At 69.2% G+C, this 15,628-nt stretch carries 18 protein-coding genes; 11 read left to right on the forward strand and 7 right to left on the reverse strand.

Features of this window, described 5'->3' with window-relative positions:
- Position 1: 1 nt before the first annotated feature.
- A complete protein-coding gene (locus tag FLX07_RS01060; RefSeq protein ID WP_142567526.1) occupies positions 2-1,357 on the reverse strand; it encodes an ABC transporter substrate-binding protein in 1,356 nt (451 codons plus the stop codon).
- A gap of 142 nt (positions 1,358-1,499) precedes the next feature.
- Between FLX07_RS01060 and FLX07_RS01065 the strand changes: the two genes are divergently transcribed.
- Positions 1,500-2,591: a LacI family DNA-binding transcriptional regulator gene (locus tag FLX07_RS01065; protein WP_142567527.1), complete on the forward strand. Its 1,092-nt coding sequence runs from the start codon at positions 1,500-1,502 to the stop codon at positions 2,589-2,591.
- A gap of 130 nt (positions 2,592-2,721) precedes the next feature.
- On the opposite strand, the gene FLX07_RS01070 is transcribed toward FLX07_RS01065, so the two are convergent.
- Together FLX07_RS01070 and FLX07_RS01075 are read right to left on the reverse strand one after the other, a co-directional pair.
- Positions 2,722-3,336, reverse strand: a complete 615-nt coding sequence (locus FLX07_RS01070; protein ID WP_142567528.1) for a histidine phosphatase family protein — start codon at positions 3,334-3,336, stop codon at positions 2,722-2,724.
- Between the two features lie 104 nt (positions 3,337-3,440).
- Positions 3,441-4,700, reverse strand: coding sequence for a PEP/pyruvate-binding domain-containing protein (locus FLX07_RS01075; protein WP_142567529.1), 1,260 nt, complete (start codon positions 4,698-4,700; stop codon positions 3,441-3,443).
- A gap of 59 nt (positions 4,701-4,759) precedes the next feature.
- On the opposite strand from FLX07_RS01075, the gene FLX07_RS01080 reads away from it, so the two are divergent.
- Together FLX07_RS01080 and FLX07_RS01085 are read left to right on the forward strand one after the other, a co-directional pair.
- On the forward strand, positions 4,760-5,155 hold the full coding sequence (locus FLX07_RS01080; protein ID WP_142567530.1) for a DNA-binding protein: 396 nt from the start codon (positions 4,760-4,762) through the stop codon (positions 5,153-5,155).
- A complete protein-coding gene (locus FLX07_RS01085; RefSeq protein WP_142567531.1) occupies positions 5,152-5,787 on the forward strand; it encodes a transcriptional regulator in 636 nt (211 codons plus the stop codon). Before FLX07_RS01080 ends, FLX07_RS01085 begins: the two co-directional genes overlap by 4 nt.
- 260 nt (positions 5,788-6,047) lie before the next feature.
- Here FLX07_RS01085 and FLX07_RS01090 read toward each other — a convergent pair whose 3' ends face one another.
- Entirely contained in the window at positions 6,048-6,470 is a 423-nt protein-coding gene (locus FLX07_RS01090) for a MerR family transcriptional regulator (protein ID WP_142567532.1), read from the reverse strand.
- Positions 6,471-6,498: 28 nt separating this feature from the next.
- On the opposite strand from FLX07_RS01090, the gene FLX07_RS01095 reads away from it, so the two are divergent.
- Together FLX07_RS01095 and FLX07_RS01100 are read left to right on the forward strand one after the other, a co-directional pair.
- The gene (locus tag FLX07_RS01095) at positions 6,499-7,251 is read left to right on the forward strand and encodes an MBL fold metallo-hydrolase (RefSeq protein WP_167748067.1); all 753 of its coding nucleotides are present in this window, start codon (positions 6,499-6,501) and stop codon (positions 7,249-7,251) included.
- A complete protein-coding gene (locus FLX07_RS01100; protein WP_142567534.1) occupies positions 7,248-7,934 on the forward strand; it encodes a siderophore-interacting protein in 687 nt (228 codons plus the stop codon). Before FLX07_RS01095 ends, FLX07_RS01100 begins: the two co-directional genes overlap by 4 nt.
- Before the next feature lie 251 nt (positions 7,935-8,185).
- On the opposite strand, the gene FLX07_RS01105 is transcribed toward FLX07_RS01100, so the two are convergent.
- Positions 8,186-8,683, reverse strand: a complete 498-nt coding sequence (locus FLX07_RS01105; RefSeq protein WP_142567535.1) for a hypothetical protein — start codon at positions 8,681-8,683, stop codon at positions 8,186-8,188.
- A gap of 231 nt (positions 8,684-8,914) precedes the next feature.
- On the opposite strand from FLX07_RS01105, the gene FLX07_RS01110 reads away from it, so the two are divergent.
- A complete protein-coding gene (locus tag FLX07_RS01110; RefSeq protein WP_142567536.1) occupies positions 8,915-10,336 on the forward strand; it encodes a recombinase family protein in 1,422 nt (473 codons plus the stop codon).
- Between the two features lie 56 nt (positions 10,337-10,392).
- On the opposite strand, the gene FLX07_RS01115 is transcribed toward FLX07_RS01110, so the two are convergent.
- Entirely contained in the window at positions 10,393-10,899 is a 507-nt protein-coding gene (locus FLX07_RS01115) for a hypothetical protein (RefSeq protein WP_110702363.1), read from the reverse strand.
- A gap of 7 nt (positions 10,900-10,906) precedes the next feature.
- Positions 10,907-11,614: a DUF899 family protein gene (locus FLX07_RS01120; protein WP_142567537.1), complete on the reverse strand. Its 708-nt coding sequence runs from the start codon at positions 11,612-11,614 to the stop codon at positions 10,907-10,909.
- 136 nt (positions 11,615-11,750) lie between these two features.
- Between FLX07_RS01120 and FLX07_RS01125 the strand changes: the two genes are divergently transcribed.
- From FLX07_RS01125 to FLX07_RS01145, 5 genes are all read left to right on the forward strand, one after another.
- On the forward strand, positions 11,751-12,677 hold the full coding sequence (locus FLX07_RS01125) for an RNA polymerase subunit sigma-70 (RefSeq protein WP_142567538.1): 927 nt from the start codon (positions 11,751-11,753) through the stop codon (positions 12,675-12,677).
- Between the two features lie 135 nt (positions 12,678-12,812).
- Positions 12,813-12,995 (forward strand): helix-turn-helix domain-containing protein, encoded by a 183-nt coding sequence (locus FLX07_RS36220; RefSeq protein WP_167748068.1) that lies wholly within the window; start codon positions 12,813-12,815, stop codon positions 12,993-12,995.
- A 157-nt stretch (positions 12,996-13,152) separates the two neighbouring features.
- Positions 13,153-14,121 (forward strand): ABC transporter ATP-binding protein, encoded by a 969-nt coding sequence (locus tag FLX07_RS01135; RefSeq protein ID WP_142567540.1) that lies wholly within the window; start codon positions 13,153-13,155, stop codon positions 14,119-14,121.
- On the forward strand, positions 14,114-14,866 hold the full coding sequence (locus tag FLX07_RS01140) for an ABC transporter permease (RefSeq protein WP_208762021.1): 753 nt from the start codon (positions 14,114-14,116) through the stop codon (positions 14,864-14,866). Before FLX07_RS01135 ends, FLX07_RS01140 begins: the two co-directional genes overlap by 8 nt.
- Positions 14,848-15,621, forward strand: coding sequence for an ABC transporter permease (locus FLX07_RS01145; RefSeq protein ID WP_142567542.1), 774 nt, complete (start codon positions 14,848-14,850; stop codon positions 15,619-15,621). Before FLX07_RS01140 ends, FLX07_RS01145 begins: the two co-directional genes overlap by 19 nt.
- Positions 15,622-15,628: the final 7 nt, after the last annotated feature.

The raw sequence follows: 15,628 nt of genomic DNA on the forward strand, positions 1-15,628 counted from the left end.
CTCAGCTCCCCCCGACCTGGCTCGTGTAGTCGCTCTGCACCGACTTCAGCAGTTCCTCCGGGGTCTGCTGCCCGGCGACCAGCTTCTGCAACTGGGGCGTCCAGCTCTTGGCGTAGATCGCGCCGGTGGCGTTGGCGATGAAGTCCATCGAGCCGTTGTCCTGGGCGATCTTCGCCCCTGCATCCAGGGTGCTCGCGGTGACCGTGCCCTCCGCCACCTCCGGCATGGGGGCGTCCGCCGGGCCCATCGGGTGCGACCCGCCGATTTTCACGCCGATCTCACGCGCCTTCGGGTCGGTCGCCACCCAGTTGAGGAAGAACGCCGCGCAGTCGGCGTTCTTCGCCCTGGAGCTGATCCCGTAGGTCAGGGGCGCCGACATGGCGGCCTGCTTGCCGCCCTGCTGCACCGGCGGCATCAGGAAGAAGCCCACGTTGCCCGCCATCTGCTTGTCGAGGTTCCCCGACTCCCAGTCACCGTTGAACGAGAACAGGCCCTCGCCCTTGATGAAGCGGCTCATCATCGTCGCGTAGTCGACGGCGTTGATGTCCTTCCAGAAGTACCCGGCCTTGATCCACTTCTCCAGGTGCTGCGTCGCCTGCACGTTGGAGGGGGTGTCGATCGTGGCGCCCGGCTTCTGGTAGATCCAGTCGTTGATCGGCCCCGAGGGACCGTACGAGGCCATGAGGTCCTGCAGCGGGAAGGCGAGACCGCCGGTGGCCCCGCCGTTGAACTGGGCGATCGGGGTGATGCCCGCGCTCTTGGCCTTCGCCATCGCGTCGTCCAGCTCGGCCAGGGTGGTCGGCGGGGACGACATGCCGATCTTGTCCGCGAGCTTCTTGTTGTAGAACACACCGGTCATGCTGAAGTTCAGCCCCATGGCGTACAGCGATCCCTCGCCGCGGGTCTTCCCGCCGGGGGCCAGCCGCATCTGCTCCAGCTGCGAGGCGGGCCAGGAGTCCCAGCCGAACGCCTTCGCGTAGCCGTCGAGGTTCTTCAGCAGGTTGTTCTTCACCAGCTCCGACACCTGCGGAAGCCGCATCAGGTCCGGCGGATCGTCGGCGAGGACGCGCGGCGCGTTCTGGGTGATCACCGCGAACTGGTCCTCGCGGATGTTCCATTTGACATTCGGGTACTGCTTGGAGAACTCGGTGCTGAGTTCCTTCGGCAGGGGGAAGCCGGTCTCGATGTAGGCGTTCAGCGTGACCGGCGCCGTGCCACAGGTCGGCGCGGCCGCCAGGGACGCGCCGGTGGCCTCCGGCTGGGGGGCGTCGCCGCCGGGCGCCCCGCAGCCCGCCGCCAGCGTTCCCCCCATCACGACCGCGAGTGCGGCCCCGTTCCAGCGAGTTCGACGCGACATCTGCGTCTCCTTGATTGCTCGGGGACCCGCCGGCACATACCGGACGCCCCATGACTCAGGTTTGCTAAATCGGATTAGCAGTGCGATAGTCTCATCACACGAGTCGCGGAGTGTCAACCCCCACATCGCAGGAGGTCGCTCGGTGAGCCCACGACGGGTCACTCTGGCGGACGTCGCCAAGATCGCGGGCGTCTCGCCGACCACCGCGTCGCTCGTGCTGTCAGGACGCGGCCGGGAGCTGCGCATCTCTCAGGATGTCGAGCAGCGTGTCCTTAAGGCAGCGGCCGAGTTGCAGTACCGGCCAAACATCGTATCCGTAGGCCTGCGAACTGGGACAACGCGGACTATCGGCTTTGTTTCGGACACCGTAGCCACGTCGCGGCTCGCCGGAGACATGATCAAGGGAGCGCTCGAGGCCGCGCGGGAGCGCGGCTTCATGCTGTTCATCGGTGAGACCGAGGGGGACGCCGAACTCGAGCGGCTCCTGCTGCAGGCCATGCACGACCGTCAGGTGGACGGGATCATCCTGGCCTCGATGTACACGAGAACCATCAAGGTGCCGAAGGGCATGGCGGCCGCCCCCGCGGTCCTGCTCAACGCGCTCCCCAAACAGCCGTCGGCGCTGCCCTCGGTCATCCCCGACGAGATCGAGGCCGGCCGCGTCGCCGCGAGGGCCCTGCTCGACGCCGGCCATCGCGAGGGCATCCACCTGATCGGCGCCGGCCCCGGACGGCGCAACGTCCCCGCCGGGGGAAGTGTCGCCGCCGTCGAACGGCTCATCGGCATCCGCGAGGTGCTCGCCGAGGCGGGGGTCAAACTGGCGGGCGGCCACGTCTGCGCCGACTGGCAACCGGAGTACGGCCTCGCCGTGACCCGGGAACTGCTGAAGAAGGAGCGCCCGCAGGCGTTGATCTGCTTCAACGACCGGGTCGCCCTGGGCGCCTACCAGGCACTCGACGACTTCGGGCTCAAGGTGCCCGCCGACGTCTCCGTCGTGTCCTTCGACGACCATCCCATCGCCGCGTGGATGCGTCCCCAGCTCACGACGGTGGCCCTCCCCCATTACGAGCTCGGCCGCAAGGCCGTCGACGTGCTGTTCACGGAGATCGGCCGTGACCGTGACGGCGACGGCGCGGAGGGCGCCGCCGGGAGGAGCAGTGGTGGGGAGGGCGCCGTGCATCGCGTGCCGATGCCCATCCGCCTCCGGGAGTCGGTCGCGTCGCGGGACGCCTGACCGGCACGCGCCGGAGCAGGCGGGCCGGTCGGGGGCCGGCGGGCGGCGGGCCGACCGTCACGGGGATGCCGTAGTCACCGAGGTCCGTGACGATCGGGGCGTCACGCGCGTACGGGCAGCGGGAACCGCCTCACGGCCGGATGCCTGCGGGGAACCCGGTCCACCGCAGGTCGGGCGGAAGGTGGCTCATGTCGTTGAACATCACGATCGTGGGCGGCAGGCCGTCGCGATACTCGATCACCGTCAGCGCGGTGTTGGCGCTGTTCAACCCGAGCCACCGGGACGGCGGCGCGTCCAGTGCGTGCCGCACCAGCCACGCGATCGGATAGGCGTGCGTCACCAGGACCTCGTGTGCGCCGGGCCGGGTCCCTTGTGTGCCAGGGTCGGAGACCTTCGCGAACCGGGCGATCAGCGCCTCGGCGAGCCGCCGCCCCGAGGCTGCCTCGGTGTCGTCGTAACCGTCGAAGAAGCCGGCCCAGGACGGGGGCGTCTCGGCCGCGCTGGGCACGTAGGGCACGTGGTCGACGAGTTCGGCGGCCTCGGCCACGGGCACGTCCGGGAGATGGCGGGCGAGTTCGTGCGCGCTCGCCGCGGCCCGTGGCAGCGGCGAGTGCCACACGGCGTCGACCGGTACGCCGGCGAGCCGTTCGCCCAGCAGGCCGGCCTGCCGGCGCCCGGCGTCGGTGAGCTCCCCGAACGCGTCGGCCGCGCCGTGGCGTGTGAGGTAGAGGTGTCGAGTTGTCATGCGTAGGCGGGGACGGGGCCCGCGCGGGCCGTTTCCCCTCTCCTTTCGATCCGTACGTGGCGGTTCGGCGGCGGGACGCTTCGCCCGCGAACGGAGGTGATCAGTCACGCGTTCGTCGCCGTGACGGTGCCGGAGGTGCCGTCGACGGTGACGACGGTGTCGTCGCGGAGCCTGCTCGTCACGTTCGGAACGCCGAGGACGGCGGGGATGGCGTGCTCTCGGGCGACGATCGCGGCGTGCGAGAGCACGCCTCCGGTTTCGGTGACGACGCCCGCGGCGATGCGTAGCAACGGCGTCCAGGCAGGGTCGGTGAAGGGGCAGACGAGGATGTCGCCGGGGCGCACGCGCGCGAAGTCGCCGGGACCACGGACGATCCTCGCGGTGCCGGTCACGGTCCCGTGGCTGCCCGGCGTTCCGGCGAAGGTGGCGGCCGGGACGTCGGAGGCGCCGGAAGGCGACGTCGGTGGTGGGGGTGCGGCGGTGACCGGCCGTGCTTGCAGAACCCAGGTGCGGCCGTCGGCGATCGCCCACTCGACGTCCTGCGGTCCGCCGAGCGCGGCGGCGATCTGTGCGCCCAGCGTGGCCAGCCGCGCGGCGGTCGCGTCGTCGAGTGCCGGCTGGTTCCGGGCGGCGGAGGGCACGTCGCGGACGACGAGCCGCGTGCCGCGCCGGTCAAGGCGCTTCTGTTTGTCCGCGACGGTGCGGGTGACCGACCCGTCCTCGGCGACGCGGTAGGCGTCAGGGGTGACCTTGCCCTCGACGACGCTGGGACCGAGGCCCCAGGACGCCTCGATCCGGGTCGCGTCGTCTGGGTCCGCGGGCGTGAACATGACGCCGGATATCTCGGCGTCCAGATGGCGCTGGACGATGACGGCCATCAAAAGATCGTCCGGCGGTTGGCCGTCGCGGCCGGAGGCGGCCCGGTAGGCGGCCCGGTAGGCGATGGCACGCGGGGAGAACAGCGAGGCCCAGCAGGCACGCACGGCCTCGGCGACCGCACTGACTCCGTGCACGGCGAGGAAGCTCTCGTGCTGACCGGCCGCCGACTCCTGACCGGTGTCCTCCCCGGCTGCCGATGATCTCACCGCCACGGGTGGGTCGCCGATGTCGTCGAGCGCGCGTCCCAGCGCATCGATGACGTCCGCGTGCACCGAGCGGGCCTCGATCGTCTGCCGCACCGCGTCGGCGTCGTCCGGCTCACCGGCGAATCGCCCGAGGTCCAGGTCGCGGGCAACGGCCAGGTAGGCGGCGAACGGGACGACGAAGCCGTCGGGAACCGGCAGACCCGCGCGGAGCAACGCGCCGAGTGCGCCGGCCTTGCCCCCGCAGGTATCGGCGACGGCCTCCACGAGAGGTACGATCACCCACTCCGCCCTTCAACAGAAGATTGACAACAATTTGTTGATTGTGCATTGTGAGAGCCATGCAACGCAAGCACGAGATGGCTGACGGCGTGCACGCCGACCACGCCCAGGCACAGCGTGAGCGGGACGCACGCGACCGTCTTCTGGACCTGGGCGCGGACGAGCTCGACGCCCGCCCGTGGCGCCCCTCACCCGCCCCGCCGTCCGCGGTCGACCTTGTGCAGTTCGCCGTCTGGCGCAACGCCGACCTGGACCCGGAGGACGTTCTGAGCGCGCTCGCCCTCCTGCCCGCCGCACGAGCCGAGGTCGACGGACTCGAATCCGCCCTGCTGTTCATCGCCCGGAGCGCAGGACTGACCTGGGCGCAGATGGCGCACGTGATGGGGTTCAACTCCCCGCAGGCGTGCCAGCAGCACTACACCCGCCTGACAGCGCGACAGGACGGCGGCTCGTGACGCGGGACTCCCCTCTCGGCCTCCTGGTGCTGCACGCCGTTCGTATCACCGGGTTCGCGGACACCGCGGTGATCGCTCGTCGGTACGGCCTCGACGCGTCCACGACGAAAGAGGTGCTGCTCGACGCCGAGGCACGTGGCTGGGTCGAGCACACGGCCTTCGCCGGCGACGGAGGCTGGTCGCTGACCGAACCGGGCCGGGCCGAGAACGAGCGCCTGCTCGCGGCCGAACTCACCCGCGCCGGCGCCGCCGACGAGGTCCGGGACGTCTACCGGGCGTTCCTCCCGCTGAACGCCCTCCTGTTGCAAGCCTGCACCGACTGGCAGCTGCGGCCCACCGCGGGCGATCGGCTCGCCGTCAACGACCACTCCGATCCCACCTGGGACGCCGGTGTGCTCCATGAGCTCGCCTGCGTCGACCGGGCACTCACGCCGCTCGCGGACCGGCTCGGCCGCGTCCTCACGCGGTTCCGCGGATACGACACACGATTCACCACAGCCCTGGCGCGCGCCCGGGCCGGGGACGGCTCCTGGGTCGACCGCACCGGCGTGGACTCCTGCCATCGCGTCTGGTTCGAGCTCCACGAAGACCTCATCGCCACGCTCGGCCTCGACCGGCACGCGCAACCCTGAGATCGTTCGCCGTAGCGATGCATCGGCGCCTCGTAAGACCTCCGAGCAGCGCGACGCCGCTCGGAGGTCGTCAGGCCCACGGGGCAGGAGACCGGACGAGCGGGCAGCAGCCCGGGAGCTGTTCACACAGTTCCTTGACCGCGTAGCGTCGCTGCCGTGAAACGTTCCACTCGCATCGTACGGTTCCGGTTCTGACGCACCCGCGGTCACTGCTGCGACTGCCCACCGCATTCAAACAGTGCTGGTGATAGCACCTCGTCTCAGGCATCCGCGGCGCGGTCCGACCGGCCGGCCGGGATACGCGCCGTGATCTGCTCGTGGGCGTGCGGGCAGTCCGCGAACCTGTGCGGGCAGGTGAGGGCGTGCTCGATCAGCTCCTTGGCCGCGTGCGCCTGTGCGATGCGCTGTTCCAGTTCGACGACGTGGCGGCGCAACAGGTCCCGGTGGTCCATCGGATCGGGAGCCGACAGCACGGCGCTCAACTCGCGCAATCCGAGACCGGCTTCCTTTCCCATCAGAATCAGCGCTACTCGCACCAGCGCGTCCGGTCCGTAGCGGCGCTGACCACCGGCACGCCGAGCGGGTTCGATCAGGCCCATGCTCTCCCAGTGCCGCAGCACATGCGTGGCCAGGCCGAACCGGTCCGCCAACTCTCCGATGGTCAGTTCCTCGCTTGACTTCATGCGTACATTAACCGGCACCGTTGGCCGCATGCTCAACCAAGCGATCGCCGTCACCCGCGTGGTCAACTCATGTGTGCTGCTGGAAATGGACGGCCACGCGGTGCTCACCGACCCGTGGTTCACCGAACGATGGTTCCTGCGCCGCGGCGAGCCACTCGGGCTGCGGGTCGCCGAGTTGCCGCCACTCGCCGCGATCGTCGTCACCAATCCGGCCACCAACCACTGGGACCTGCGCGGGCTGCGCGCGTTCCCCGGCAAGGACTCCACGCCGCTGTACGTGCCCACCGCGGGCATGGCCCGCCGGGCGAGGGCGCTGGGCTTCCGGCGCGTAGAGCAGGTGCGCTGGGGCGAGACGCGCGAGATCGCGCCCGAGCTGTCCATGCGGGTCGTGCCTGCTGGGCGGACCCTGGTGTGGCCCAACAACGCCTACGCGTTCAGCACGGCGGGTTCCCGGCTGTTCTTCGGCGGAGAGATCGCCGACGTCGCGCTCTTGGTGCGGTATCGCGCCGAGCATCCACCGGCGGACCTGGCCCTGCTGCCGGTGAACGGCCTGCGGCCGCTGCTCGGACCGCCGCTGGTGATGGGTCCCGCCCAGGCCGTGGCCGGGGCGTCCGTACTCGGCGCGAAGGTGCTGGTCCCGGTGCACGACGCCCACGGCCGCGATCCGCTCTCGGCGCTGTTCCGCACCACAGGCACCGCCTCAGACGCGATCACCCTGGCTGGAACGGATCTGACAGTGGTAAACCTGCCCACGGGCGAGCGCTGGGAGTCGGCACGATGAGCATGTTCCTGTACGGAACCATCCAGGAGATCGAGCAGATCTCCACACGCATGCGCCGGGTCCGGATCACCGGCCCTGATCTGTGCGACCTGACCTGGGTGCCAGGCATGCACACCCGTCTGCGCGTCGGCGACCCCCGCTCGCCCCGCTCGTGGCTGCGTGGATTACTCCGCACCTACTCGATCTGGGACTACTCCCCCACCGGCCGCCTCGACCTGTGCATACTCGACCACTCGTCCGCCGGGCCCGGAGCGCAGTGGTCACGGCGGGTACGCGTCGGCGACCAGGCGGCTCTCACCCCGCCGGAAGGCAGGCTCGTCCTCCGCGAGGATGCGCGGTACCACCTGTTCGCCGGCGACGAGACCGCGACCGCCGCCTTCGGCGCGATGCTGCGCGCGTTGCCGCCGTCCGCGATCGCCCATGGCGCGATCTCGGTCGAAGACCCCGGCGACCGTCTCCCACTGGAACATGCGGATCGCCTCACCTGGAGGTGTCGGCCGACCGATCTCGCCGACGTGGTCCGCTCCCTGGAGCTCCCAGATACGCCGGGCGTCGCTTACCTCGCCGGAGAGGCCCGTAGTTGCCAGGCCGTGCGTGCTCACCTCGTCCGGGAACGCGGCTGGCCCCGTAAAGCCGTCGTCGTGAAACCGTTCTGGACTCCCGGACGGCGTGGCATGGACTGACGCCCCGCAACGCCCGCCCTTCGGATGAGGGCGGGCTCGTACGAGTCAGGCGTCGCCGGCGGTCAGGCCCCCGGAGCAGGAGCCGCCGATGCCGCCGAAATTGTTCGGCACCTTGAAAAGGGTTGCTGGTGGTAGCGGCGCACTTGGGGCAACAATTCGCGGGCTAGCGTGCCTTGTCACGCTCAACTCGGCAGCTTCCTCACGCCATGGATACTCAGCGAACTCAAGCCGACCTTCGAGACCGGCATCGCTCAGGCCGGTGGCCGATCGCCTTCCAGCTCATGCACCTTCCAGTCCATGAGCACCTTCATGGGTCCGGCGGGGACGGCGTCTTTTTCCTCCCTATCAGCCAGAAGGACGGTGTCGACGGCCAATAGAGCACCCCGGTGGAGTTTTCCGGCCTCGTTGTCCAGATCCGTCAGCATCTTGGTGATGGATATGTTCCGCCAGCGTCCCCTCTGCAAATAGGCGTGTAATAGCTTTCCGAGCTCTTCTTCGGGAGTACCCCGAGGCCCCTCCTTCGCTGCCGTCGCCGCGCCGTCAAGGTAGTTCAGGATGGCGGCTCGGGTTTCGGCAGTTGCTTCTGCCGCCCTCTCCGATGCCTCTCTGGCGGCCGCGGAAGCAGAGCGCGCTTCCTCGACGGCCTGCAGCGTTTGTCTTGTGAGTTTCGTCTGCCAGGTGAACCATGATCGAATCCGCACCCACATTGTGGCGGCGGACTCCTCCTCACTCCCGGTGTAGGTCGCCATACGTCCCCTCGCCTTGATGATGTGTGACACATCACCCGAAACGTATGAAAAGGGAAGAGAAACAGCCAGGCACGGTTACCTGACTGTCTGGAAAGCGGCCCATGACGAAGAAGGCCACACTGGCAACTTCCAAGCCAAGCCTCGTCCACAGGGGTACGGTTCGGGCTCCGCCGGCGGTGAGACTATGGGGTAGGAGATGCCGGTGCCTACCAGGGTGTAACTATGTGACCCATGCGACGAGCAGCGATCTACTGCCGGATCAGCCAGGACCGCGAGGGCGCAGGGTTGGGCGTCGCCCGCCAGGAAGCCGACTGCCGAGCCCTGATCGGCCGCAAGGGTTGGGTCATGGTGGACGTCTACCCCGACAACGACGTCAGCGCCTACTCCGGAGCCCCACGCCCGGCCTGGAAGCGTCTGCTGGCCGACATCGAAGACGGGACGATCGATGCCATCGCCTGCTGGCACGTGGACCGGCTGACCCGTTCCCCGCGTGAGCTGGAGAACGTGATCGACCTGGCCGACCGGCGCGGCGTGGAGCTGGCCACAGTCACCGGAGAGATCGACCTCGCGACGCCAACCGGTCGTCTGATCGCCCGGATGCTTGGAGCCGCCGCCCGGCATGAGGCCGAACACAAAGCCGAGCGGCAGAAACGCCAGCGCCGCCAGAGTGCCGAGGCGGGCAAGGTCTCCGGCGGCGGGACGCGCCCGTACGGCTATGCCGAGGACCGCATCACGGTCATCGATGAGGAAGCCGAGGTGATCTGCGAGGCCGCCCGGCGGGTGCTCGCTGGAGAGTCGCTGTCGAGCGTGTGCCGGGAATTCCGCAAGCGCGACATCATGACGTCGACCAGGGGTCACTGGGTCCCGACGACGTTGCGCCGGCTGTTGGCCTCGGCGCGGATCAGCGGACGGCGCGAGCACACGCCCCACAGCGCTTCTGAGAGCACGCGCCCGCTGCTGGGCGTGATCGTGGCCGATGCCGTCTGGCCCGCCATCATCAGCGCCACCGACTCCGATCGTCTGCGCACGTTGCTGAGCGATCCGGCCCGTGACTTCCGCGCCCAGGCCGCCACCGGACGGACCTATCTGCTGTCCGGGATTTTGCGGTGTGGCCGGTGCGGGTGGCGGATGAACGGCCGCCCCCGTTCCGGCGTGCCGCGCTATGTGTGCCCGAACGTGCCCGGCACCGCGTCCTGCGGCGGCGTGGCCACCAACGCCGCCCGCACCGACGAGCACGTGCGGGACATGGTGTTGACCGCGCTGGACTCTCCCGAGCTGGCCAAGCGGGTACGCCACCAGGCCGGAGACGACGACGGCCTGGCCGAGGACGTGCGAGCGGATGAGGAGCAGTTGGAAGAGCTGGCCCAAGCGTGGGCCGCCCGTGAGATCAGCCGCAAGGAGTGGATGGCCGCCCGTGCCCCGATCGACGCGCGGTTGGAGAAGTCCCGCGCTCAGCTGGCCCGTATGTCGCGCGCGTCCCCGCTGCTGGGCTTCATCGGCACCGCGGAGGAGATGGTGAACCGGTGGGAGGCGATGAACGTCTCCCAGCAACGAGCGATCATCTCCGCGACCGTCCGCACGGTCGTAGTCGGAGTGGCCAACCCGCGCAAGCGCTGGGATCCGGACCGCTTCACCTTCGACTGGATCGCCTAATACTCCAACGTCATTTGATCGGCCGACTGGCTTGCTCGGCTAGCTCATGAAGAAGATCATGGCCGCGAGGCTTGCCCCCATGGCCAGGTGCTCCCAATGGAGCAGGTCCGTGATCGGTCGATTGCGCAGCCGGACGAGTGCGGTCGCCATCCAGCAGAGGTAAGCCGCCGTGGCGGCGCGCGTAGCAACACGAGCGCCGCGTCATGGCCGGTGACGGTGCCGTGGTCCGTCCGGGGCCCGGCGGTCATGTGGTGAGTAGCCATCGACTCGCCGTGTTGATGCATCAGCACGGCGAGCGCCATGAGCACGGCCCCGGCCATACGGTGCCACTCCAGCTCCGGACCGCGCTCGGTCGGACCGCCGACGACGATTGCCACCGCCAAGGCCAGGAGCAGCAGCGTGCCCGCGTGCTGCACAACCGGTGCGGCGTCGAGGGTCACCGCGACCATGACAGCCACCGTCGCACCCGCAAGCATTCGGGCTCTGCGGGAAGCGCCCGCCCGCGGCACGACGCAGCAGCAGGCTGACACCGCGGCCGACCCGAGCATGATCACCTCGATCATCAGGACGTCATCGCGGTGCGACGCCGGGGCGTGACCATTGCGCGGTGGGGCGGCCGTTGAGACGCCACGGGTGCCCGGTGACCCGCGGCCAGCCTTCAGGCGAGTTTTCCCAGTTCTCCTGCCGGCCGTACACTGTGAGGTCCAGGGCGTGGTAGGTGGTCATCAACGCCTCCACGCCCCGCCCGGTGGTCCAGTAGGTCTCGTAGACCTTGTCGCCGTCGCGCAGGTAGCACGCGATGAACCCGAAGTCACGACCGTCGGCCAGAGCCGGGTCGGAGTCTTTCGCCGAATACCAAGGGAACCTATAGCCCATGAACTCCGCGAACGGGGCACTTTCGTCGTAGGGACCCTCGCAGAACACGGCGTAGGTGACGTCCCGAGCGTGCAGGTAGTCCAGCATCCGCATGTGACAGGTCGAGAAGGTGCACCCCTCACACTGATGCTCGTACGGTTTGCCGTCGTGCCACATGTGGAAGTAGGCGATGAGCATCCGGCGGCCCTCGAACACCTCCACCAGCGGGGTGTCCCCGCCAGGGCCCCGCACCGTCACCGTCGGCATCAAGGTCATCGGCAGCTGACGACGAGCGGCTGCGATCGCGTCTCCTTCGCGGGTATGGGCCTTCTCCCGGACCAGCAGTTCGTCGCGCTCGCGCAGCCAGGTCTCCCGGTCGACGACCGGGGGCGCGGCGGCGCTGGACGCGGGGGTTGCCGTCATGGCTATCTCCTTCGTGGAGTGGGGATCGGTCACAGGTACAGACGACCGAGTCGGCGATCGTCATCGGTGACCGATGACGGATGGGTCCGCGGTCGTCAGTACGGTTGTGAGGATCACTCAGCCCCGGAGAAATCACATGTCCGACTCGCCTGATGAGCAGGCGGTCTGGCTGCAGCGCGCCTTCGACGAGCACCGGCGTGAGCTACACGTCCACTGCTACCGCCTCGCCGGGAACGTCACCGACGCGGACGACCTGGTGCAGGAGACCTTCCTGCGTGCCTGGCGGGCTCGCGACCGCTTCGAGGGTCGGGCTTCGGCACGCACCTGGTTCTACCGGATCGCCACGAACGTTTTCCTCGACAGCCGCAAGGCGGCCGGTCACCGGACGGTACCGTACGGTGATCCGCTGGAGTGGTCCATCGAGCTCGGTCCCTATCCCGACGCCCTGCTGGCCGACGATCCGCAGACCGGTCTCGCCGCCCGGGAGACCGTCGAGCTGGCCGTGATCGCAGCGCTCATGTACCTGCCGCCGCGGCAGCGGGCGGCCTTCGTGCTGCGCGACGTCTACGGTTGGACGCCGCAGGAGATCGCCGCCGCGCTCGACACCGCCGTAGCGGCCGTCAACAGCCTCCTCCAGCGGGCCCGCCACACCCTCCGGCGGCGCGCTCCGTCGGACCCGAAGGATTGGCGCCGCCCGCAGCTCACCAGTGAGGACGAAGAGATCCTGCGCCGCTACGCCAACGCCAACGCGAAGGGCCCGGAGACGATCCGGGCACTGCTCGCCGAGGACGTACGGATCACGATGCCGCCCGAGCCGCCGGTCGTCGGGATCGACGCGGCCGCGGAGTTCCTCGGCCGACCGCTCGACTGGCGTACGTTCCCCACCTCGGCCAACGGGCGCCCGGCACTGATCAACTATCTCCGCCGGCCCGGCAGCCCGCACTACGAGGCGTTGGTCGTCGACGTACTCCGAATCGAGAACGGGAAGATCGTAGAGAGCAACGCCTTCATCGGTGCCCGTCACGTCGCCGCCTTCAGCATGCCCGCCACACTCGAGCCCTAGACGAGTAAGTCTCAAGCTAAGTGGCCGAGTCTGCGCTGGTAGTGGGATCGTCGGGCTCGGGCTTGGGATGTTCGTCGCCAGGTTGACCAGTGCAGGGTGTGCTCTGGCGGTAGCGCCACGGCCAGGACGAAGGCGTTGAGGAGTCGGCGGATCTCGGCGACGGTCAGCGCGATCATCTCCGGGTCGGCGTCAGGCTGCTGGGCGGTGGTGGCGGCGAGGATTGTCAGGACGGCCAGGGCGAACCTGTTCGACAAGCTCGCCGTCACGAACCGCGTACAGGTGGCCATCGCCGCCTACCGCGCCGGCCTGGTCGACTGACAGTGATGATGCGGATGAGCACCTCCCGCAGGGCTTGACCCATCGACCGACCTCGGGTCCGGAAACCCCCGATCCAGAGAGGTCGTCAGCCCGGTCGGGGCACCAGGTTGTGAATTGCTCACTGTTTCCGTGACCGCTCCTCACGAAGGATCGAGGCGTGGCAGCGATTCAGGTGAACCATCTCAGCAAGAGCTACAGCGGATTCCAGGCGGTCAACGACATTTCGTTCGAGGTCGAGGCGGGAACGGTCTTCGCCTTGCTCGGCCGCAACGGCGCGGGCAAGACCACGACGATAGAACTGCTCACCGGGTTCCAGAAGCCGGACACCGGTTCGGTCAGGGTGCTGGGCCTCGACCCGGTCAAAGACCGCGCCGAGGTGCGCGGCAACGTCGGCATCATGTTGCAGGAGGCCGGATTCTTCCCCGATCTGACGGCCGGGCAGACGGTCGAGATCTGGCGTGACTTCACCCCCGCCGCGCGCGCCGCGGGCGAGGCGCTGGAGTTGGCGGGCCTGACGGCGAAAGCGAAGACGAAGGTCCGGCAGTTGTCCGGCGGTGAAAAACGCCGCTTGGACCTGGCGCTGGCCCTGCTGGGCCGACCCGACGTGCTGTTCCTGGACGAGCCGACAACCGGCATGGACCCCGAGGCCCGCCGCAACATCTGGGAGGTCGTCCGCGACCTCGCCGCCCGGGGCACGACCGTGCTGCTGACCACCCACTATCTGGAGGAGGCCCAGCAGTTGGCGACGAACCTGGCCATCATGGACAAGGGTGAGATCGTCGTCGAGGGCGGCATGGCCGAGACGTTGGCCGCACGGGTGGGGCGGGTCTCGTTCGAACTCCCGTCCATGATTCATTCCGGGGAGCTACCGTTTCCCGCGACCGTGCGGGGCAGGCTCGCCATTGCCCAGGCCGCCGATCCCGACCTGGCCGCCCAGACGCTGCTGGGGTGGGCGAGCGAACGCGGCCTGCGCCTGCGCGGCCTGGAGGTCCGGACGGCCTCGCTGGAGGACCTGTTCCTAGAGCTGGCCCGAAACGACGAAATGTCGCAAAATAACGCGCCTGCCCGAAGCGACCATGGAACTCAAAGCGACCGCCCTGCCCGAAGGGGTGGCGCCCGTGCGTGACGTGCTGGCCGTGGCGCGGCTGGGCGGGCGGCTGTTCTGGGGCGACGGGCGGGCCGTCGGCGGCGTCGCGGTGCTCGGCGTCTGCCTGGGCGCGGGCCTGCCGTTGCTGATCGCCGCCTCGCTCAGGAGCCGCGACGTGGAGGTGGTGCTCGGCATACATCTCGGCATGCTCGCCATGGTCCTGACCATCGTCGCGACCACCCAGACGGCCGTGACGCTGTCGACCCGTCGGGAGATGCTGGTTCTCAAGCGGCTGCGCGCCTCGGGCCTGCGCGGGCGGGCCATCATCGGCGGTGAGCTGGTCAACATCGTGGCGCAGGCCACTCTCCTGTCGGCCGTCGTCTCGGTGATCCTCTACACCTTCACCTACCTACCGCCGCCCGAGCTGCCGCTGCTGTTCGCGGCGTGCGTCGTCGCGGTGGCTGGGGTGCTGGCGACGATCGGCGCCGTCTTCTCGATCGTGACCCGCCGCCCTGACCTGAACGCCCCCGCCACGATCCCGTTCATTCTGGCCACCACGGTCGGGGCCGGAGGATATGGGCCGTTCGTCACCGGCCTCCTTCCCGGCTGGGTCCGGTGGACACTCGACCTGCTGCCGACCGGAGCCATGGTCGAGATCGCGCGGCTCGCCTACCGGGGCGGCGAGCTCACGACGCTGACCGGGCCCGTTCTGAACCTGACCGTCTGGGCCCTCCTCGGCCTGGTCGCGGTCCGCTTCCTCTTCCGATGGGACCCACGTCGATGAGCCTCGCGGCCACCTACAAGCTGAGCGCCCTGCTGTTCTGGCGCGACAAGGGCATGCTGCCCGCCTCCGTGATCACCCCGCTGGGGCTGGCGATCGGGATGCCGGCGCTGATCCGCAACGTTCAGGCCGACGGTGTCACGGCAGCGGCGCAGATGTTCGTGGGGACGCTGGCGCTCATCCTCTCGGGGACCGCGTTCCTGAACATCACCGTCGCCCTGACCATGCGCCGTGACCAGCTCCTGCTCAAACGGCTGCGCACCACCCGGCTCACCGACCGGCAGATTCTCCTCGGCGAGGTGGCGAACACCGTCACGCAGACGGTCGCCCTCATGATCGTGTCAGCCGTGGCCGTACACCTCCTGGCCGCTGTGCCGCTGCCGAGGAATCCCGTGCTGTTCGCGGTGTTCGCGGTCGCGGGTTCGGCGGTGCTGGCGACGCTGGGGGTGGCCTGGACGGCCGCGATTCCGCGCGGGGAGCTCGCGGCGCCCATGACTCTGCCGTTCTTCTTCCTGGCCGGCCTCGCGTCCGGAGCGATGGGTTCGATCAAGGACCTGTTGCCCTCCTGGCTGCGCCCATTCCTCGCCGCCCTGCCCACCAGCGCGGTGGTGGACGCGGTCCGCGCCTCCTACGGGCCCGGCACACTCGGCTCCGACCTGGTGGCGGCGGCCCTACCGACTCTGATTCTGGCGGTGTGGGCGGGGGTCGCGCTCCTGTCGATCAGGAGGTGGTTCCGCTGGGAATCCAGACGGTCATAATGGGGCG

Origin of the sequence: Microbispora bryophytorum (assembly GCF_006874465.1) — a bacterium.
Lineage (GTDB): Bacteria > Actinomycetota > Actinomycetes > Streptosporangiales > Streptosporangiaceae > Microbispora > Microbispora bryophytorum.

Excerpts from the sequence above, each read along its gene's own strand:
- FLX07_RS01060 (WP_142567526.1), bottom strand. The coding sequence starts at position 1,357 with ATGTCGCGTCGAACTCGCTGGAACGGGGCCGCACTCGCGGTCGTGATG.
- FLX07_RS01120 (WP_142567537.1), bottom strand. The coding sequence starts at position 11,614 with ATGACGGCAACCCCCGCGTCCAGCGCCGCCGCGCCCCCGGTCGTCGAC.
- FLX07_RS01125 (WP_142567538.1), top strand. The coding sequence starts at position 11,751 with ATGTCCGACTCGCCTGATGAGCAGGCGGTCTGGCTGCAGCGCGCCTTC.
- FLX07_RS01145 (WP_142567542.1), top strand. The coding sequence starts at position 14,848 with ATGGGACCCACGTCGATGAGCCTCGCGGCCACCTACAAGCTGAGCGCC.
- FLX07_RS01090 (WP_142567532.1), bottom strand. The coding sequence starts at position 6,470 with ATGAAGTCAAGCGAGGAACTGACCATCGGAGAGTTGGCGGACCGGTTC.
- FLX07_RS01105 (WP_142567535.1), bottom strand. The coding sequence starts at position 8,683 with ATGGCGACCTACACCGGGAGTGAGGAGGAGTCCGCCGCCACAATGTGG.
- FLX07_RS01110 (WP_142567536.1), top strand. The coding sequence starts at position 8,915 with ATGCGACGAGCAGCGATCTACTGCCGGATCAGCCAGGACCGCGAGGGC.
- FLX07_RS01095 (WP_167748067.1), top strand. The coding sequence starts at position 6,499 with ATGCTCAACCAAGCGATCGCCGTCACCCGCGTGGTCAACTCATGTGTG.
- FLX07_RS01100 (WP_142567534.1), top strand. The coding sequence starts at position 7,248 with ATGAGCATGTTCCTGTACGGAACCATCCAGGAGATCGAGCAGATCTCC.
- FLX07_RS01070 (WP_142567528.1), bottom strand. The coding sequence starts at position 3,336 with ATGACAACTCGACACCTCTACCTCACACGCCACGGCGCGGCCGACGCG.
- FLX07_RS01115 (WP_110702363.1), bottom strand. The coding sequence starts at position 10,899 with ATGATCGAGGTGATCATGCTCGGGTCGGCCGCGGTGTCAGCCTGCTGC.
- FLX07_RS01080 (WP_142567530.1), top strand. The coding sequence starts at position 4,760 with ATGCAACGCAAGCACGAGATGGCTGACGGCGTGCACGCCGACCACGCC.